This is a genomic window from Pseudoclavibacter sp. CFCC 14310, assembly GCF_008831165.1.
Lineage (GTDB): Bacteria > Actinomycetota > Actinomycetes > Actinomycetales > Microbacteriaceae > Pseudoclavibacter_A.
In genome coordinates this window covers 450194-469305 of record NZ_WBKC01000003.1, presented here as the reverse complement: position 1 = coordinate 469305, position 19112 = coordinate 450194, and the positions used below count along the sequence as shown (strand labels likewise).

General features: G+C 65.0%; 19 protein-coding genes. 16 read left to right on the top strand and 3 right to left on the bottom strand.

Going from position 1 to position 19112, the window contains the following annotated elements:
- The first annotated feature begins 2 nt into the window (after positions 1–2).
- Genes pgsA through F8O06_RS09495 form a run of 3 tightly spaced genes read left to right on the top strand, consistent with a single transcriptional unit; the run spans position 3 to position 2064 of the window.
- Positions 3–644: a CDP-diacylglycerol--glycerol-3-phosphate 3-phosphatidyltransferase gene (gene pgsA / locus F8O06_RS09505; protein ID WP_158038366.1), complete on the top strand. Its 642-nt coding sequence runs from the start codon at positions 3–5 to the stop codon at positions 642–644.
- A complete protein-coding gene (locus F8O06_RS09500) occupies positions 641–1150 on the top strand; it encodes a CinA family protein (RefSeq protein WP_225733460.1) in 510 nt (169 codons plus the stop codon). Before pgsA ends, F8O06_RS09500 begins: the two co-directional genes overlap by 4 nt.
- 53 nt (positions 1151–1203) lie before the next feature.
- On the top strand, positions 1204–2064 hold the full coding sequence (locus tag F8O06_RS09495; RefSeq protein ID WP_158038365.1) for a sulfurtransferase: 861 nt from the start codon (positions 1204–1206) through the stop codon (positions 2062–2064).
- On the opposite strand, the gene F8O06_RS09490 is transcribed toward F8O06_RS09495, so the two are convergent.
- On the bottom strand, positions 2013–3398 hold the full coding sequence (locus F8O06_RS09490) for an amino acid permease (protein WP_225733459.1): 1386 nt from the start codon (positions 3396–3398) through the stop codon (positions 2013–2015). The two genes, F8O06_RS09495 and F8O06_RS09490, sit on opposite strands and share 52 nt — an antisense overlap.
- A gap of 328 nt (positions 3399–3726) precedes the next feature.
- Between F8O06_RS09490 and F8O06_RS09485 the strand changes: the two genes are divergently transcribed.
- The 9 genes from F8O06_RS09485 to F8O06_RS09445 all read left to right on the top strand — a co-directional run bounded on the left by F8O06_RS09485 (position 3727) and on the right by F8O06_RS09445 (position 11482).
- Positions 3727–4053, top strand: coding sequence for a carboxymuconolactone decarboxylase family protein (locus tag F8O06_RS09485; RefSeq protein ID WP_158038363.1), 327 nt, complete (start codon positions 3727–3729; stop codon positions 4051–4053).
- A 246-nt stretch (positions 4054–4299) separates the two neighbouring features.
- Positions 4300–4635: a helix-turn-helix domain-containing protein gene (locus F8O06_RS09480; RefSeq protein WP_158030947.1), complete on the top strand. Its 336-nt coding sequence runs from the start codon at positions 4300–4302 to the stop codon at positions 4633–4635.
- Between the two features lie 9 nt (positions 4636–4644).
- Complete coding sequence (locus F8O06_RS09475) at positions 4645–4881, top strand: DUF3046 domain-containing protein (protein ID WP_158038362.1); 237 nt, start codon at positions 4645–4647, stop codon at positions 4879–4881.
- 234 nt (positions 4882–5115) lie between these two features.
- Positions 5116–6180 (top strand): recombinase RecA, encoded by a 1065-nt coding sequence (recA, locus tag F8O06_RS09470; RefSeq protein WP_158038361.1) that lies wholly within the window; start codon positions 5116–5118, stop codon positions 6178–6180.
- Complete coding sequence (locus F8O06_RS09465) at positions 6180–6938, top strand: regulatory protein RecX (protein WP_158038360.1); 759 nt, start codon at positions 6180–6182, stop codon at positions 6936–6938. Before recA ends, F8O06_RS09465 begins: the two co-directional genes overlap by 1 nt.
- A 102-nt stretch (positions 6939–7040) precedes the next feature.
- Positions 7041–8543: a tRNA (N6-isopentenyl adenosine(37)-C2)-methylthiotransferase MiaB gene (miaB, locus tag F8O06_RS09460; protein WP_158038359.1), complete on the top strand. Its 1503-nt coding sequence runs from the start codon at positions 7041–7043 to the stop codon at positions 8541–8543.
- Entirely contained in the window at positions 8543–9502 is a 960-nt protein-coding gene (gene miaA, locus F8O06_RS09455) for a tRNA (adenosine(37)-N6)-dimethylallyltransferase MiaA (RefSeq protein ID WP_158038358.1), read from the top strand. The genes miaB and miaA overlap by 1 nt, the downstream gene beginning before the upstream one ends.
- A gap of 2 nt (positions 9503–9504) precedes the next feature.
- Positions 9505–10383: a diaminopimelate epimerase gene (gene dapF, locus F8O06_RS09450; protein ID WP_158038357.1), complete on the top strand. Its 879-nt coding sequence runs from the start codon at positions 9505–9507 to the stop codon at positions 10381–10383.
- A gap of 85 nt (positions 10384–10468) precedes the next feature.
- Positions 10469–11482 carry an aldo/keto reductase family protein gene (locus F8O06_RS09445; RefSeq protein WP_158038356.1) on the top strand — a complete coding sequence of 338 codons (1014 nt, stop codon included), beginning with the start codon at positions 10469–10471 and terminating at the stop codon, positions 11480–11482.
- 42 nt (positions 11483–11524) lie between these two features.
- Here the strand turns inward: F8O06_RS09445 and F8O06_RS09440 are convergent, their stop codons facing one another.
- Both F8O06_RS09440 and F8O06_RS09435 read right to left on the bottom strand, forming a co-directional pair.
- Positions 11525–11953 (bottom strand): type II toxin-antitoxin system PemK/MazF family toxin, encoded by a 429-nt coding sequence (locus F8O06_RS09440; RefSeq protein WP_158038355.1) that lies wholly within the window; start codon positions 11951–11953, stop codon positions 11525–11527.
- A 13-nt stretch (positions 11954–11966) separates the two neighbouring features.
- Positions 11967–13754 (bottom strand): cation:proton antiporter, encoded by a 1788-nt coding sequence (locus F8O06_RS09435; protein ID WP_192496905.1) that lies wholly within the window; start codon positions 13752–13754, stop codon positions 11967–11969.
- A gap of 274 nt (positions 13755–14028) precedes the next feature.
- Here F8O06_RS09435 and gltX point away from each other — a divergent pair, with 274 nt between their 5' ends.
- From gltX to F8O06_RS09415, 4 genes are all read left to right on the top strand, one after another.
- Positions 14029–15546, top strand: a complete 1518-nt coding sequence (gene gltX / locus F8O06_RS09430) for a glutamate--tRNA ligase (RefSeq protein ID WP_158038353.1) — start codon at positions 14029–14031, stop codon at positions 15544–15546.
- Positions 15547–15604: 58 nt separating this feature from the next.
- Entirely contained in the window at positions 15605–16534 is a 930-nt protein-coding gene (locus F8O06_RS09425; protein ID WP_158042474.1) for an NAD(P)/FAD-dependent oxidoreductase, read from the top strand.
- Between the two features lie 95 nt (positions 16535–16629).
- Complete coding sequence (gene hpf / locus F8O06_RS09420; RefSeq protein WP_158038351.1) at positions 16630–17232, top strand: ribosome hibernation-promoting factor, HPF/YfiA family; 603 nt, start codon at positions 16630–16632, stop codon at positions 17230–17232.
- 379 nt (positions 17233–17611) lie between these two features.
- The gene (locus F8O06_RS09415; protein ID WP_225733458.1) at positions 17612–19009 is read left to right on the top strand and encodes an NAD-dependent succinate-semialdehyde dehydrogenase; all 1398 of its coding nucleotides are present in this window, start codon (positions 17612–17614) and stop codon (positions 19007–19009) included.
- The last annotated feature ends 103 nt before the right edge of the window (positions 19010–19112 follow it).

Below are 19112 nucleotides of genomic sequence, written 5' to 3'. Positions count from 1 at the left end.
AGATGACCACACCCACCCCGGCGCGCTCGAGCGACGCTCAGCCCTCACCCTGGAACCTGCCGAATGCGATCACGGTCGTGCGCATCCTCTTCGCACCCGTCGTCTTCGTGCTGCTGCTGGTCGACGCGGCCGGGGTGCACGGCGGCGGTCTGCGCTGGTGGGCGACCGTGCTGTTCATTGTGGCGATGGCCTCAGACGGCATCGACGGTCACCTCGCGCGCAGCTGGGGGCAGATCACCGACTTCGGCAAGATCGCCGATCCGATCGCAGACAAGGGCATGACCGGCCTGACACTCATCGGCCTCAGCATCGTCGGCGATGTGTGGTGGGCCGTGACAATCGTCATTCTGCTGCGTGAGATCGGCATCACGATCTATCGCGTCATCGCTCTGCGGTCGCACCTGGTGATTCCCGCCTCGCGTGCCGGCAAGCTCAAGACGGTGGTGCAGTCGGTCGCCATCGCATTTGCCCTCGCCCCCTTCGCGCTCCACGTCGCCTGGTTCCAGTGGATCACATGGGCGCTGCTCGCAGCAGCGGTGCTGCTCACTCTGTACAGCGGCGTCGCCTATGCCGTCGATGCCGTTCGCGGGCACCGAGCGCGCTCGTCTGCCGACGACACCACACAGCCAGGAGGCACCCGATGATGGCAGAACAGCCGATCAGCCGGCAGGGATTCATCATTCAGCACTACACGCGGCTCGGGCTCACCATCGCCGTCGCAGAGTCGCTCACCGCAGGTCTCGTCAGCGGGGCGCTGGCCGATGTGCCCGGCGCATCGAAGGTGCTCGCCGGAGGCATCACGGCCTACCAGACTCCGCTCAAGCACCGCCTGCTCGGCGTCGACAAACAGCTGCTCGAAGAACGCGGCGCGGTCGACCCGCAGGTGGCCGAAGAGATGGCGCTCGGCGTGCGTGAGCGGCTGGCGCAGGGGCCGCTGGTCTCGACCGTGGGCATCTCGACCACGGGAGTCGCCGGCCCCGACTGGCAGGACGACCAGCCTCCGGGCACGGTTTTCATCGGCCTGGCGTCACAGTCCGGCGTGACTCATTTCGCGCATCACTTCGGTGGCAGCCGTCAGGCGATTCGCGAGGCAACGGTCTCGGCCGCCCTCGATCATCTCTGGGAGCACATCGATCTCGGCATGCGCTGATCCGAGTCGCCCTGCTCGACACCCGCTGCACAACTCACCGACAAAGGAGTCATATGGCCATCGATCCGCTCATCTCGACTGACGATGTCGCGGCGCTCATCGACCAGCGCGGGCAGGCGGATGCTCCCCGCCTGGTGCTGCTCGACGTGCGCTGGCAGCTGGGCAATGATCGCACCCATGACGAGTATCTGGCAGGGCATCTGCCCGGAGCGATCTACGTCGACCTCGACGTCGAGCTCGCCGATCCTGCCGCACCAGAGCTCGGGCGGCATCCACTGCCCTCAACCGAACGCTTTCAGCGAGCTGTGCGGAGGTGGGGGCTGCGCCCCGAAGACCTGGTGGTCGTCTATGACGACGTCGGAGGCATCGCCGCGACGCGCGCCTGGTGGCTGCTGCGAGACGCCGGTTTCGAGAACGTTCGACTGCTCGACGGAGTGCTCGCCAAATGGAGAGCCGAGGGTCGGCCGCTGCAGGCAGGCGACGTCGTCGCCGGCGCCGACGGCACGGTGACGGTGCGCTTCGGCCATCTGCCGACCGTCACTATGGACGAGGCGGGCCGTCTGCCACAGCATGGCACGCTGGTCGACATCCGTGCGCGCGAACGCTACCGCGGTGAGAGCGAGCCGGTCGATCCGCAGGCGGGGCACATTCCGGGTGCGGTGAACGCCCCGACCGATGAGAACCTCGCAGACGACGGCACGTTCCGCTCGCCGAACGAGCTGCGCGAGCGCTTTGCCGGTCTCGGCATCGACGGCACGACCTCCGTGGCGGTGCACTGCGGATCTGGCGTGTCAGCGACACACACGATTCTGGCGCTCAGCCTTGCCGGAATCGATGCGGCGCTCTATCCCGGCTCGTGGAGTCAGTGGTCGTCGACGCCCGGACGCCCCGTCACGACTGGCCCGCTGCCCTGACCCGCCTCAGGCGACTGGTCGCCGGGCATCGTCGAACGGCGTCGATCGACGCCCCTGATGAGGCCGATGAGCCAGATCACCAGCGTGATGGCGATCGTGCCGAGCAGCTGCCAGCGAGTCTGTTCGTTCCAGAGCATCAGCCCGGCGAACGCGGCGAGCCCGATGAGCCCGATCCACGACAGCCACGGGTGCCACCACATGCGCAGACTGATCGACCCCTCGCGCTCGAGCTCGCGGTGCAGACGCAGCTGTGACGCGAGCATGCCCGCCCAGACGACCAGCAGCGCAGCGCCGACGAGGTCGAGCAGCACCGTGAAGACCTGACCGGGAATCCACCAGTTGAGGAACACCCCGACCAACGAGAGCACGATCGAGGCCAAGACGGCATTGGTCGGCACTTTGCGTTTCGACAGATGCAGCAGGGGAGCGAACCCCTCACCCTGCGCTGTCAGCGAATAGGCCATGCGCGAGGTCGCGTAGATGTTCGCGTTGAACGCCGACAGCAGCGCGAGGGCGGCGATGATCTGCATGACCGTCGCAATGGCCGGGATGTGAGCCAGCTGCAGCACTGCGACGAACGGGCCGTTCGGGCCGCTGACAGCCGGGTCGTTCCACGGCAGCAGCGTGGCGATGACGAGCATGCTGCCGATGTAGAAGATGAGGATGCGCCAGAAGATGCTCTTGGTCGCCGCGCGGATCGCCTCACGCGGGCGATCGGCCTCGGCAGCGGCGATCGTGATGATCTCGATGCCGCCGAAGCTGAACATCACGGCGAGCAGCCCGGCCGCGACACCGCTGAAGCCCTGCGGAGCGAAGCCGCCGTGTTCGAACAGATTCGAGAAGCCCACCGGGCCGTCGCCCACAACGCCGACGATCAATGCGACGCCGATGATCAGGAAGACCACGACGGTGACGACCTTGACCCCCGAGAGCCAGAACTCGAACTCGCCGAAGTTGCGAACGCCCCAGAGATTGACCGCCGCGAACGAGACCACGAAGATCAGCGCCCAGCACCACTGCGGCACTGCGGGAATCAGCGAGTTGAGAATGCCGGCGGCCCCGCTGATCTCGGCGATGAGCACCATGATCAGCAGAAACCAGTACAGCCAGCCGAGGGTGAACCCGGCCTTCTTGTTGAACGCCTGTGACGCGTAGGTGGCGAACGAGCCGGTCGAGGGGCGTGCTGAGACCATCTCGGCGACGGCGCGCATCACGATGAGCACGAGAACGCCGGCGACGGCGTAGGAGACGATGATCGCGGGCCCCGCCATCGCGATGCCTGCCCCGCTGCCGAGAAAGAGGCCGGCGCCGATGGCCGAGCCCAGACCCATCATGGTCAGGTGTCTCGTGCGAAAGCCGCTTCTCGCCTTCGTCGTGCTCGAGCTCGTCTCTGTGCTCGTCTGCCCGTCCTGCATTGGATTCCTCGTCTCTCGGTCGGCGCAGCCAGGCTGTCGGAGGCCGCGGTGAAGCTGGGAACGAGAGGTTCCGCTCCTCGGTGCGCCGCATGGATCTTGGACGAGTCTAGTGCCGGGGCAGCTGCGCGTGACCGGAGAGCGGCGCCGGCCCCGCAAGGGCGGCACACTGTTACGTCGTGCGTCGGCTCGACGGATGCCGGCTGACGTGTGCGGGTATGGTCACCGAGAACGAACGGAGAGGTGCAGGATGGCACAGCAGGAGAGCAAAGCCTACGGCAGGGTCTATCGAGAGAGCACCCCAGATGTGCTCAAAGCGTTTGGCGCGTTCAACGACACCGTGTTCTCGGTGCAGCGTGAGATCCCGGTCAAGTATCTCGAGCTGATCGCCCTGGGAGTGGCGTTCACAACTCAGTGCGAGTTCTGCATCGAGGGGCACACTGCACGAGCGATCGACGCGGGCGCGACCGACGTCGAGCTGGCCGAAGCCGCGTGGGTCGCCGCGGCTCTGCGTGCAGGCGGAGCCTATGCCCACGGCAGGCTCGCATTCCAGGCGGCCGACGCACACGGCCACTGAGGAGGGCTTGGAATCTCGTCCGGCATGCTGCTGCGACGGATTAGAGAGCACACGGGCGTTCCACGGCGACGAACTCGTGTCGCAGACGCGGGAATAGCGTGTGGTGCACCTTCGTTGTACCAACAGAACCCCATGGCCTTCAGTAATTGTGCATGAGCTGTCACTCTGCATACCTTGTAACAGGGGTGGGCTACTCTGGTTCGTAGCCGCAACAGCCAGGCTCAAGCGGGCCGGAGAGGAGAACCGATGGTATTGCTTCGCCAGGAGCTCGGTGATGTGCTCCGGGATCTGCGACAGGAACGGGGCCACACGCTTCGCCAGGTGGCCGGTCGGGCAAGCGTTGCGCTCGGGTACCTCAGCGAGGTCGAGCGCGGGCAGAAAGAGGCGTCGAGCGAGATTCTCGCGTCGGTTGCCGACGCGCTTGATGTGCCGGTCTCGCAGATCATGCGTCAGGTGAGTGATCGCATGGCCACGCTCGAGGGCATCACTGCGCATCCCTTCGACGATATGTCGGGCATCCCCGACACGATTCCTGACGAGCTGCTCGACGACGTCGATCGCTACGTTCCTTCAGCGCGCTGAGCTCAGCCGATGCGCAACAGCCAGTTCTGGGAGTTTGTCGAGAACGAGTTCGGCAGCGCGTACGGGCAGGTGCTGGTCGATGACCTTGTGCTGGGTGCCTGCGGCGACGTGACCGGCAGAGTCGCGTTGGCCAGAGGCGATGAGCCTCGTGAGGTCTGGCTGGCGCTGTGCGCCGCAGCAGACGTGCCCAAAAGCCGGTGGCATGGCGTCGACCCCAAAACGGCCAAGAATCGGATGCGCTCCTGACGCGCCGCCGTCTCGTGTCGAATCCTCAGGTCTGTGACGAGGAGTCGAACGCTGGAGACACGCAGAGTGGTCTTCGAACATATCTTCGAATCTTCTGCTAACGTTCTCTGCAGAGCGCGTCGTCGCCAGTCTGCTTCTCCACAGACAAGTCGACGTCGTACAGGAATGTCAGTGGTCGGCTCTAACGTGATCTTCATCACAGAATGTGAACGTCGACCAGAGATGAGGAAGCACATGGCTGCAGCAAATGATCGTCATAAGGCGCTTGACACAGCGCTGGCACAGATCGACCGCCAATTTGGCAAGGGGTCGGTCATGCGGTTGGGCAGCGACGAGCGTGCACCTGTCGAGGTGATTCCCACGGGGTCGATCGCACTTGACGCCGCGCTCGGCATCGGCGGGCTGCCGAGAGGCCGAATCGTCGAGATCTACGGCCCTGAGTCCTCGGGTAAGACCACAGTGGCTCTGCACGCACTCGCCAATGCGCAGAAGAACGGCGGCATCGCTGCGTTCATCGACGCCGAGCATGCGCTCGATCCTGACTACGCTCACAAGCTTGGCGTCGACATCGACCAGCTGCTCGTCTCTCAGCCCGACACCGGTGAGCAAGCGCTTGAGATTGCCGACATGCTGATCCGCTCGGGGTCGATCGACGTCATCGTCATCGACTCGGTGGCTGCGTTGGTTCCGCGAGCCGAGCTCGAGGGCGACATGGGCGACTCGCACGTGGGTCTGCAGGCACGACTGATGAGCCAGGCCCTGCGAAAGCTGACCGGTGCGCTTTCGCATTCGAAGACCACGGCGATCTTCATCAACCAGCTGCGTGAAAAAGTCGGTGTGTTCTTCGGCAGCCCCGAGACCACCTCAGGCGGAAAGGCACTGAAGTTCTATGCATCGGTGCGCCTTGACATCCGTCGCATCGAGACTCTGAAAGACAGCGGCAGCGCAGTGGGCAACCGCACACGAGTCAAAGTCGTCAAGAACAAGATGGCTCCGCCGTTCAAGCAGGCCGAGTTCGACATTCTCTACGGCGAAGGCATCTCTCGTGAGGGCGGTCTGATCGACTACGGTGTCGACAACGGCTTCGTGCGCAAGTCTGGGGCATGGTACACCTACGAAGGTGAGCAGCTCGGTCAGGGCAAAGAGAACGCTCGACAGTTTCTCAAAGACCACGCCGAGATCGCCAATGAGATCGAGACTAAGATCAAGGTCAGTCTGGGCATCATCGAAGCTCCAGAATCCGCAGAAGAGTCGAATGTCGAATCGCTCGACGACAAGCGTGTGGCAAAAGAGGCCTGATGAGCGACGACAACGTCGTCAGTCTGGGGGCTTGGCGTAGAGATGCCGACGACCGGTCTGAACAGACTGCGACTGCTTCCAAGCATCGGCAGCAGAGCGCTGACGCCTCTGTGGTCTCACTTTCTCCTCGAGTTCGCGCTGCGCAGGGCCGAGGTCAGGCCCACGCAGAGGCGCAGACGCAGACATCAGCTGCAGGCCCGACAGACGAAACCGAGCATCACGCCGACGAGCTCGAGGCTGAGGGTGCGCTCGCCGGCGCAGCCGACGCGGCGACAGCCCTCGGCGAAATGCTCGGAGCCGATCCTGAACTGCTGCAGGCCCGAGCCGAGCTCGACCGTCTGCTGACGCGTCGAGACCGAACGGAGTCAGAACTCCGCGGTGCGCTGTACGCACACGAGATCGCTCCGGCAGCGGTCGACGCCGTGATCGCCGAAGCACAGCAGCGCGGCGACATCGACGACCGTCAGATCGCTCAGGACATCGCAGAGCAGATTCTGCGCCGTCGAGGCCAGGGCACGATCGTCATCCGACGTGCACTCGAAGAGCGCGGGCTTGACCGCTCGGTCATCGACGACACACTCGCCGACCTCGACGGCGATCAGCAGGTCGATCGTGCTGAGGCGCTGGCCCGCAAGCGACTGCGCAGTCTGGGTGCCCAGACCCCCTCGGCTCAACGCCAGCGGCTTTCGGCGACGCTGCAGCGCAAAGGCTTCGACTCTGAGACGGTTCATCTTGCCATCGCCAGAGTGCTCGGCTAGGTTCGCCGAGGCGGCACCTCTGCAGAGTGTCTCGTGGTGTACGAGCCGCGCAGAACGGAGACGTTCTGCCGTACCACCGACGTCGCCTAGAATGACTTCATCATGAGCACCATCGAACAGAGCGCACCACACACCGACCAGCCCCGCACCTACGAGGTGCGCTCGTTCGGCTGCCAGATGAACGTGCACGACTCCGAGCACCTGCGTGGGTCACTCGAGGCTGCCGGCTATGTCGAGGCAGACGGGCAGGAGCCCGACGTCATCGTGCTCAACACCTGCGCTGTGCGTGAGAACGCCGACAATCGCCTCTACGGCAATCTCGGTTACCTGGCCTCGGTGAAACGGGAGCACGAGGGTATGCAGATCGCCGTCGGTGGCTGTCTCGCTCAGAAAGATCAGGGGCGCATCATCGAGAAGGCCCCTTGGGTCGACGTGGTCTTCGGCACTCACAACATGGGCTCGCTGCCGGTGCTGCTCGAACGTGCGCGACACAATCATGAGGCGCAGGTCGAGATTCTGGAATCGCTTGAGGTCTTTCCGTCGACGCTGCCGAGCAAGCGGGAGTCTCATGCGTCCGGGTGGGTCTCTATCTCGGTGGGCTGCAACAACACATGCACGTTCTGCATCGTGCCGTCACTGCGTGGCAAAGAGAGAGACCGCCGGCCGGGCGACGTGCTGAGCGAGGTCGGAGCTCTTGTCGATCAGGGCGTGATCGAGGTCACACTGCTCGGGCAGAACGTGAACTCATATGGCGTCGGTTTCGGAGACCGCAAGGCCTTCGGCAAGCTGCTGCGCACCGCCGGTGCGATCGACGGGCTTGAGCGTCTGCGCTTCACCAGCCCGCATCCGGCCATGTTCACCGCCGACGTCATCGATGCGATGGCTGACACTCCCTCAGTCATGCCGCAGCTGCACATGCCACTGCAGTCGGGATCAGACAGAGTTCTCAAAGCCATGCGCCGGTCGTACCGCAGCGCCAAGTTCCTGCGCATCCTCGACGATGTTCGCGACCGCATGCCTGACGCCGCCATCAGCACAGACATCATCGTCGGGTTTCCGGGCGAGACCGACGAAGACTTCGAACAGACTCTCGAGGTGGTGCGCAAGTCGCGCTTCGCCAGTGCGTTCACCTTCCAGTACTCGATTCGTCCCGGTACTCCGGCGGCCACTATGCCAGATCAGGTGCCGAAGGCTGTGGTCCAAGAGCGCTATGAGCGACTGGTCGAAGTGCAGAACCAGATCTCGCTCGAAGAGAACCGCCACCAGATCGGCCGCAGCGTCGAGGTGCTGGTCGCGCCCGCCGAGGGACGCAAAGATCACGCGAATCATCGTCTTAGCGGTCGCGCCGCAGACAACCGCCTCGTCCACTTCAGCGTGCCGGCCGGTGCAGATGCGCCTCGTCCCGGCGATTTCGTGACGGTTCCGGTGACCGACGCTGCGCCTTTCCACCTGCTGGCCGATCCTCGAGAAGACCAGTATCGGGTGCGCCGCACCGTATCCGGCGATGCCTGGGAGGCCGCCGAAGCCGATGCCTGCGCCGTCGACGACGGACGAGTCAGTCTCGGCATGCCGAGCATTCCGATCAGAGCGACCACCGCATCCTGATGGCGCTGACCGTCATCGCAGGCGCCACCGCCACAGGAAAGAGCGCGCTGGCCGTCGACGTCGCTCTCGCACTGCGCGAGCAGGGCATCCCCAGTGAGATCGTCAACGCCGATGCGATGCAGGTCTACCGTGGCATGAACATCGGCACGGCGAAGATCACGGGGCTCGAACGTCGTGGCGTGCCGCACCATCTGTTCGATGAGCTCGGCATCACAGAAGAGGCGACAGCGGCCTGGTTCCGCGAACGTGCCAGAGCCGTCATCTCCGAGATGCAGCAGCGCGGCGTTCATCCCATCATGGTGGGCGGGTCGGGGTTCTACATCGAGGCCGTCATCCATCAGCAGCACATGCCCGGAACCGACCCGGCCATTCGATCGCGCCTCGAGCAGCAGACAACAGATCTCACCGACGAACAGCTGCACGATCTGCTGCGTGAAGTCGATCCGATCGCGGCGGATCGCATCGACCAGCGCAACAGACGTCGCGTCATCAGAGCCATCGAAGTGTTTGAGCTCACCGGCAGACCGTTCAGCTCGTTCCGCGCGGATGCCGCCGAGCTGTGGCAGCCCACGAGGCTCTTCGTGCTCGAAGACGAGCGTGCCGTACTGAACGCGCGCATCGCCGAGCGCACCCAGGCGATGTGGCGCGGCGGGATGCTCGACGAGGTTCGCACCCTGGATCGGCAGGGGCTCGCCACCAGCCCGACGGCGATTCACGCCACGGGGTATCGTGAGGCGCTCGAACAGCTGCACGGCCGCTGCTCCGAGACCCAGGCCGTCGAAGACACCGTGCTCGCCACGACGAGACTCGTCAAGAAGCAGCGCACCTGGTTTCGGCGATACCATGATGCTGTGCGGCTGCACACCGGAGACCCTGGGAACATCCGATGCATCGCCGACGCTGTGGCTGACGACCTCGCACATGACGTCGATGCCCGGCCAGATCACGAAACGGAGTGACGATGACCACGATTGCGTTCACCAAGGGGCAGGGCACCGGCAACGACTTCGTGCTCGTCGAAGACGCCGACGGCACGCTCGAGCTGACCCAGGAACAGATCGCGCAGATCTGCCACAGACACTTCGGCGTGGGAGCAGACGGGCTGATCCGCGTGGTGCGCTCTGAACATCTGCCCGAAGGCCGCCCGCTGCTGGCCGAAGAGCCTCGTGCCGAGTGGTTCATGGACTACCGCAACGCCGACGGCAGCGTCGCCGAGATGTGCGGCAACGGCGTGCGCGTCTTCAGCCGTTATCTGACCTCTCGAGGTCTGGCCGAGATCATGCCGGGCAGCACGTTGCCGGTCGCCACGCGTGCCGGCATCAAAGACGTGCAGGCGTCGGCGGGTGGCTTTCAGGTCGACCTCGGACGCTGGGCGCTGGTGCCCGGAGACGTCACGGTCGACGACGAACTCGGCGGCGCGAGTCGGCCCGGTCTCGGCATTGACGTCGGCAACCCGCACGTGGTCGTTCTGCTGCCGGATCGCGCCACACAGCAGCGGCTGCAGCTGATCGAGCCGCCCGTGCTGAGCCCTGCTCCGCCTGCGGGCGCGAACGTCGAGTTCGTGGCGCTCGGCGAGCAGCCGATCGTGGACGGCGTTGGGCAGATCAGTATGCGCGTCTTCGAACGCGGCGTCGGAGAGACCCTTTCGTGCGGCACCGGCACTGCTGCCGCCGCACTGGCCACTCGTCACTGGATGGGGGAGAGCGCCCCGAACCTGTGGCGTGTGCAGGTGCCGGGCGGAGCGCTCACCGTGCGCATGTTCGCCGCCGAAGACGGTGAGCACGTCGCCTTGGGCGGGCCTGCCGAGCTGGTGTTCGAGGGGTCTTTCACGCTCGCGTGAGAGCACCAGTCTTGTCGGGCCAAGTCGGCGGAGGTTCATGTCGTGTTCACAGCGGCGGACACGACGCATGCGATAACGTGCACTCATGACTGAATTTCGGTATCTGGGCGACAGCGGCCTCAAAATCTCATCCCTCATCTTCGGCAACTGGCTCACACACGGCTCACAGATCGAGAACGATGCTGCGATCGCCAGCGTGCACGCGGCGCTCGACGCGGGAGTGACCTCGTTCGACACGGCAGACGTGTATGCCAATACGAAGGCCGAGTCAGTGCTCGGCGAAGCCCTGCACGGTCAGCGGCGGGAGTCTCTCGAGATCTTCACCAAGGTCTACTGGCCGACCGGGCCGAAGGGACACAACGACTGCGGACTGAGTCGCAAGCACATCCTCGAATCGATCAACGGCTCGCTCGAACGGCTCGACACCGACTACGTCGATCTGTACCAGGCGCACCGCTACGACACCGAGACTCCGCTCGAAGAGACCATTCAGGCCTTCGCCGATGTCGTCAGCTCCGGTAAGGCGCTCTACATCGGCGTCTCAGAGTGGACGGCCGACCAGCTGCGCGCCGGGCAGGAGCTCGCGCGTCAGGCAGGCTTCCGCATCATCTCGAACCAGCCGCAGTACTCGATGCTCTGGCGCGTCATCGAGGGGGAGGTCGTGCCCGCGTCGAAGGAGCTCGGCATCTCGCAGATCGTCTGGTCGCCGCTCGCGCAGGGCGTGCTCACCGGCAAGTACCTGCCAGGTGAGCAGCCGCCGGCCGGCAGCCGTGCCACCGACGAGCACGGGGGATCGCAGATGATCGCGCCCTTCCTGCACGACGATCTGCTCGCAGCCGTGCAGCGACTGCGCCCCATCGCCGACGACCACGGCATCACACTCGCGCAGCTGTCGCTGGCCTGGGTGCTGCATCGCGACGGCATCGCGGGTGCGATCATCGGCGCCTCACGCCCCGAGCAGGTCACCTCGAACGTGCAGGCCGCCGAGGTCGAGCTCGACGATGCGACGCTCGCTGCGATCGACGACGTGATTCTGCCCTTCGCCGAGACCGATCCGGCGAAGACGGCCGAACGGGCTCCGCAGACTCGTCCCTGCTGATCGTCAGGCCGTCTGCGGCTGAGCTCTGAACGAAGAAATCGATCAGTCGCTCAGCCGCAGCGTTCGGCGCAGCGCTCTCGCCTGCATGCGATCGAGTGCTGCGCCGCCGTCTCGCACCTCCGTGTGATGAACCTGGTAGAGGCGGCGCACCTGCGCCCAGCTGCCCCGATCGCTGCGATCCCAGCTGCCGTAGCCCAGAAACAGGTGGTCGGCGTCGTCATCATGATCTCGACTGGTCAGATACACCATCAGCAGGTCGCCGCGGTCAGAGACCGACCCCACCACGACGCAGGGGCGGTCTTTGCCGTGACCGCCGCGCTCGCCGAAGGGCACCCACGTCCAGACGATCTCGCCGAAGGCATAGCCAGTGGACGCGTTGGGCACGTTCGTCCACTCGGTGTCGGCCGACCGCAGCGCACGCAGCGAGACCTCGGCGCATCCGCCTGACGAGGAAGACCAGAACCCGCTCACCTGCGGCCGCCCATCAGCGGGCCCCCACGACCGACTCGTCGAGCGCCAGCTCTTCGGCGTCGAGTCCGGCCATCACCTCGCGCATCAGCTCTTCGTCGATGTGCCCGGCGTTGCGTTCGCGCAGCAGAATCTCGCGTCGAGTGCGCAGCACCTGACGGCGCAGTTCGGTGATGTGCCGAGACGCGAGTGCGGTCACCTCTTGATGTTCGGCGGCGTCGAGCTGATGCTCGATGCGGCTGAGCCGTGACTCGATGTTCGTGATCGCGCGGTCGACGGCTTCGTCGCCGAACTTCTTGCGCCAGTTGCCCTCGCGCTTTTTGACGAAGTCGGTGGCCTCGGCGAGGCTGGTGCGCAGCAGACGCTGCCGGGCGGCCCGGTCGCGCTTGGGCTGCTCTTTGTCTTCGACGTTGAGCAGGCGGATGAGCGCGGGCAGAGTCAGTCCCTGCAGCAGCAGTGTGCCGACCGTGACCACGAACGCGATGAAGACCAGCATGTCGTGCCCGGGAAAGCGCGACCCGTCGGCCATCACCACCGGAATGCTCAGTGAGGCGGCCAGGGTGACCACGCCGCGCATCCCCGTCCACGACAGCACCAACAGCTCGTTCCACTTCAGCGGATCCTGCGAGCTGCCGAACGCTCTCACCGTGTTCTTCGCTCGAACCGCGAAGCGGCGCGTCGAGCTGTTCTCCGGAGTCAGCACCATGATCGACCGGGTGAGCAGACTCGGATCACTTGGGACACTTTGCCCACCGGGTGGGGCGGATGCATCGGCTGAGTCAGGCGATCCGCTGTGTCGGCTTCGGCGCAGGCGCATGCCCAAGAGCTGCAGGCCGTACGTGGCGAAGACGAAGGCCGGTCGCACCAGGATCACGGCGACGAGCACCAGCGCGGCGACGCTGAGGCTCCACAGGATGCCACGCCCGCCGTCGACCAGGTTGGTGCTGACGCTGTGCAGCTGCAGCCCGATGAGGGCGAACACCATGCCCTCGAGCAGCACATCGATCGCTTTCCAGAGAGGTTCGTCCTGCAGACGGGTGCGGTAGTTGAAGGTCGGTGACGCATACCCGACCAAGAGACCGGCTGCCACGACGGCCAGCACACCCGAGCCGCCGAAGTGCTCGGCGCCGGTGTAGGCGAAGAACGGCAGCAGCAGGCCGAGCAGAGATTCGATCACCGGATCGTTCAGGCGTCGGCGCAGCCAGTTGTAGACCACTCCCATGACCACGCCCAGACCAATGCCGACGCCGACGGCCAGGCCGAAGATGCCGAGGTCGTCTGCGAAGGTGAGCGCCGCCCCGCCGACCAGTGTCAGCGCCACTTTCATCATGGTCAGCGAGGTGGCGTCGTTGATGAGGCTCTCGCCCAGCAGAACGGTCATCAGGCGTCTCGGCAGATTGAGCTTGCGGCCGACCGAGGCTGCCGAGACGGCATCAGGAGGCGCGATGATCGCACCGAGCAGCAGAGCCGCGGCCCAAGTCATATCCGGAATCACCATGTAGGCCACGAAACCGGCGACTGCGGCCGTGACGATCACCAGCACGACGCCTAGCATCGAGATGTCGCGCAGATTCTTGCGGAAGCTGATCACCGAGACGTTCAGCGCAGAGGAGTAGAGCAGCGGCGGCAGCACGAGCGTCAGAATCAGCTCGGAGTCGATGTCGAAGTGCGGAACGAAGGGCAGGAACGAGATCGCCGATGTCAGGATCACGATCACCAGCGGAGAGGACCAGCCACGTCTGCGTGCGAAGGCGGTGATGAGCACAGACATCGTGAGCAGAGTGAAGAGCAGCAGATGGTTCATTGGTTCCCTCTTCAGCGGTGTGGCGTTCGACCTTCGGCTGTGTGGCGTTCGACCGAGTCGCGGTGGAGATTGGTGCCGATGATACATCGTGTCTGCGCAAGAGCCGTGGCCGCGGCCTGAACCGATAGGCTAATGAAACATTTGATCATCGTCAGGGCGGCCTGAGCCGACGGCCTGGCCGGATGCCACCTGCGGCATCCGTCTCGACGATCGCTCGCTGGTTGCGCGCGCCGCGCTGTGCTCCCCGACACCTGTCGGGGTAGACTGAGCCATCATGACCACAGACCTTTTCTCTCACGCGACCGGTTCTGACATCCGCGTGCGTTTCTGCCCGTCACCCACCGGCACACCCCATGTCGGCATGGCTCGCACCGCACTCTTCAACTGGGCGTATGCGCGTCACGTCGGCGGCACGTTCGTCTTCCGCATCGAAGACACCGACGCCGAGCGTGACAGCGAAGAGAGCTACGCGCAGATCGTCGAGGCTCTGCGCTGGCTGCACCTCGACTGGGACGAAGGCATCGACGTGGGTGGCCCGCACGGCCCATACCGGCAGTCGCAGCGCGGTGACATCTACCAAGACGTCATCGAGAAGCTGAAGGCCGCCGGCTTTCTCTACGAGAGCTACGTCACGGGCGAAGAGATGGAAGCCCGCAACGTCGCACAGGGACGCAACCCCAAGCAGGGCTACGACAACTTCGAGCGCGACCTCACCGACGAGCAGCGCGCCGCCTACCGCGCTGAGGGGCGTCAGCCTGCTCTGCGTCTGCGCGTGCCCGACACCGACCTCTCGTACGACGACTTGGTGCGCGGCGAGATCGTCTTCCCGGCCGGCTCGTTCACCGACTTCGTCGTGGTGCGCCCCAACGGGCAGCCGCTCTATACGCTGGTCAACCCGGTCGACGATGCGCTGATGGGCATCACCCACGTGCTGCGCGGCGAAGACCTGCTGTCGTCGACGCCCCGTCAGATCGCTCTGTACCACGCACTGATCGAGATCGGGCTGACCACGTTCATCCCGCGCTTCGGTCACCTGCCCTTCGTGATGGGCGAGGGCAACAAGAAGCTCAGCAAGCGCGACCCCGAGTCGAACCTGTTCAACCACCGCGACAACGGGTTCATCCCAGAGGGCCTGGTCAACTACCTGGCTCTGCTGGGGTGGTCCATCGCCCCAGATCGCGACGTGTTCAGCCCGGCCGAGCTGGTCGAGCACTTCGACATCGTCGATGTGAACCCGAACCCGGCACGCTTCGATCTGAAGAAGGCCACTGCCATCAACGGCGATCATCTGCGCGCGCTCGATCCCGCAGACTTCGAAGCTCGACTCACTGAGTTTCTGCAGCACGGCGGGCTCGTCAGCACGCCGCTGACCGAGCGTGAAGCCGAGATCCTGCACGAGGCGTCACCGCTGGTGCAGCCGCGTCTCAACGTGTTGGGCGAAGCCCCCGATATGCTGCGCTTCCTGTTCATCACAGCAGACCAGGTCGAATACCAGGACGACGCGATGAAGCTCAAGGGTGATCCCGCAGTGGTCGTCTCGGCCGCGCGGGCTGCACTCGAGGCGCTGCCAGCCACCAGCTGGCACACTGATGCCATCCACGCCGCACTGCAGACGGCGCTGGTCGACGGTCTCGGCGTCAAGCCGCGCCTGGCATTCGGGCCGATCCGCACACTCGTGTCGGGGCGACGCGTCTCTCCGCCGCTCTTCGAGTCACTCGAGATTCTCGGCCGCGATGAGACGTTCGCACGGTTCGATCGCTTCTCCACGGTGCTCGCCGAGCGCGGGCTCTGACACACGGGGGCGTCCAACCCCCGTCGAACAGGCACGGTCACAGAGAGGTGAGCTGCAGATGAACAACTACGACTGCATCGTGGTCGGTGGGGGACCGGCCGGTCTGAGTGCCGCATTGGTGCTCGCCCGGGCCCGACGCGAGGTGCTCGTCGTTGACGGCAATCGTCCTCGCAACCGTGCGACCTATATGTCGCATGGCTTCATCACGCGTGACGGCACCCCGCCGATGGCGCTGCGCGAACTGGGGCGCGAAGACCTCGCGAAATACCCCAACGTGCACTTCCAGTGGGGTGAAGTGCAGCATGTCACGGGCGTCGACGGCGAGTTCACCGCGTCGATCAAGGGCGTGCGCGGCGGGCCGAGCGGCGAGGTGCAGGCCCGTAAGGTGCTGCTGGCCACCGGTGTGCTCGAGGCGCTGCCGCAGGTGCCCGACCTGATCAGCTACTACGGATCCACCATTTTCAGCTGTGTGCACTGCGACGGCTGGGAACGCCGCGAGCAGTCGCTGGTGGTCATCGGAGAGAACCCCGAACTGGTCAACACCGCAAAGCGTGCATCGCAGTGGGCCGACCGCGAGATCGTGCTCACGAACGGCTCGGGCATCATCGAAGAGCACCAGGCCGAGGTGCTGGGCAGACAGGGCATCGAGGTCGACGACACCCCGATCGCCGCGCTGCATGGTGACGGTGGCCGTCTCGAGTCGGTCGAACTCGCCGACGGCCGCGTGCTGCCGGCGACCGGCGGGTTCGTGCAGCCGGAGTGGAGCCTGCCGCAGGTCGTGGCCGATCTCGTGCCCACGGCAGGCGATCTCGGCGGGGTCAAGACCGATGAGTACGGCCGTTCGGGGGTCGACGGAGTCTACGCCGCCGGTGACGTGCGCGGCATCACGCCCTCGCAGCTGATCATCGCCGCTGGTGAGGGCGCTCGGGCCGGCATCGGTCTGAACAACGATCTGATCTTCGCGACGTTCGACGCGCCAGGTCGCTGAGGCCTCCGTCGCCGGCTGTGTACCGTACAATGGTCGCAACCTAATTCCCGGCGGTGCCGGTGTTCGGCACAGCCGACGACAGAAGGAGGTCTGCCATGCAGATCAGCGTCCTGGCACGGGGAGTGAAAAACTCCGATCGTTTCGAGAACTATGTCGATCAGAAGGCCGACAAAGTCACTCAGCTCTCTGACCGCGCACAGCGGTTCGAGGTGAAGGTCTCGAACATCAGCGACAAGACTCCCGATCTCGGCGAACGCGTCGAACTCACAGTGATCGCTCCGGGCCCGGTGATTCGTGCCGAGGCCGAAGGCGGCGACCGTTTCTCAGCGTTCGACCAGGCGTTGGGCAAACTTTCAGAGAGACTGCGGCGCAGCAAAGATCGTCGCAAGATCTCGAAGGGTCGCCCCAATCGCGTCCAGGTGAGTGTGGATGCCGGAGTCGTCGTGCCTGACGCGTCTGCTGCGCCCGACGCGGGTGTCGACGAGCAGCCGGAGTCGCCGCTGGTGATCCGTCGCAAAGAATTCCCAGCCGAGCGGCTGTCGCCCGAGCAGGCCGTCGATCGCATGGAACTGGTCGGCCACGACTTTTACCTCTTCGAAGACGTCGAGACCGGCAAGTCGAGCGTCGTCTACCGACGCAAGGGCTACAACTACGGCGTCATCGCCTTGGGCGAGGCAGACGAGACCGTCGACGAGTGACCCACGCTCAGTCGCAGTCGGGTCTGACCGGCTGAGATGAAGACTGAGCAGTCGAATCCCCGTGCCTGCGACGAATCTGTCGCGACACGGGGATTCCTCGTCTGCAGCCTGTGCCGACGCGCGCGGAGTTCTGCAGCAGTTGTCTGCGACTGAGTCTGAGAGATGTCCTGTTCTGGCACATCCCGATGCCAGCGGACTGTCATGCGATCAATCCGGTCTTACACTCGGTTTTCGGGATCGACGCTCAAGACGTCGCCCCACTCACGCGATGTGGCGTCGAAGTGCCGCACCGCGATCAGCAGTCAGGATTCTCGGGGCCGACAGAGGAGTGCCTCGATCGGTGCGGCGAACGCCACGCGAAACCGGACCAAGGAGATCCATGCTGCAGTATCAGACTGTGAACCCGGCCACGAACGAAGTCGTGGCCACCTTTCCGAACGCGACTGACGAGGAGATCCTCGACAAGGTCGCCAAGGCACACGATGCCTTCCTTGACTGGCGAAACACTCCGCTTGCCGATCGTGCGGCGGTGCTTGCCAAAGCAGCCGATCTGCTGCGCGCCGACAAGCAGAAGTACGCCGACATCCTCACCCTTGAGATGGGCAAGCTGACCGCAGAGGCACTGGGCGAGGTCGATCTGTCGGCTGACATTCTGCAGTACTTCGCCGATCACATCGACGAGCTGCTCGCACCGCGCGTGCTCCCCGTCGCCGACCCTGCAGAGGGCAAGGCACAGCTCGTGACCCAGCCTCTCGGCGTGGTCTACCTGATCGAGCCCTGGAACTTCCCGTACTACCAGATCGCACGTGCAGCGGCGCCGCAGATCGCCGCGGGTAACACCGTGATTCTCAAGCACGCCGAGATCGTGCCGCAGGCTGCGCAGGCGTTCGACGACCTGTTCCGCGAGGCCGGTGCGCCTGAAGGGGTGTTCGCCAACGTGTTCGCCACGCATGAGCACACCAAGCTCGTGCTCGAAGACGACCGAGTCGTCGGCGTCGCACTCACCGGCAGCGAGCGGGCGGGCTCGGCCGTCGCATCCGTCGCCGGCGCAGCCATGAAGAAGGCGACCCTCGAACTCGGCGGCTCTGACGCATTCATCGTGCTCGACGACGCCGACCTCGACAAGGCGGTGCACCTCGCTGTGCGCGGCCGCAACTGGAACGCAGGGCAGGTCTGCGTGTCGGCCAAGCGCATCATCGTCGTGGATGCTCTCTACGACGAGTTCCTCGAGAAGTACATCGCCGAGGCCAATGCGACGATCAAGCCCGGCGATCCGAAGGATCCGGCGACGACGATGGCTCCGCTGTCGTCACAGCGTGCCAAGGAGATGCTGACCGCACAGGTCGACGGCGCCGTCGCAGCCGGTGCCACCAAGGTCGAGGTCGGCGCGCCGATCCCGGCTCAGGGCGCCTACTACCAGCCGGCCGTGCTCACCGGCGTGACCCCGGAGAACCCGGCCTACCACCAGGAGCTCTTCGGCCCGGTGGCCACGTTCTACCGTGCGAAGGACGAAGACGACGCAGTGCGCATCGCCAACGACTCGCCCTACGGTCTCGGTGGCTCGGTGTTCACCGCTGACGAGGCGCGTGGCGTCGAGGTGGCCAAGCGCATCGACACGGGCATGGTGTTCGTGAACCATCCCACCGGTGTGTTCGCAGACATCCCGTTCGGCGGCATCAAGCGCTCAGGCTTCGGCAACGAGCTGATCGATCTCGGCTTCGACGAGTTCGTGAACAAGAAGCTGATCGACGTGCAGGACATCAACACGCCGTTCTGATCGGTCTGTGCGTGCAAGTCAGCGCACCCGTTGCGCTGATCGGTCAGCGCGCGTCTGTCTGAACTCAGCGTGCAGTCGCGCTGACAGCGTAGCGACTGCAGCG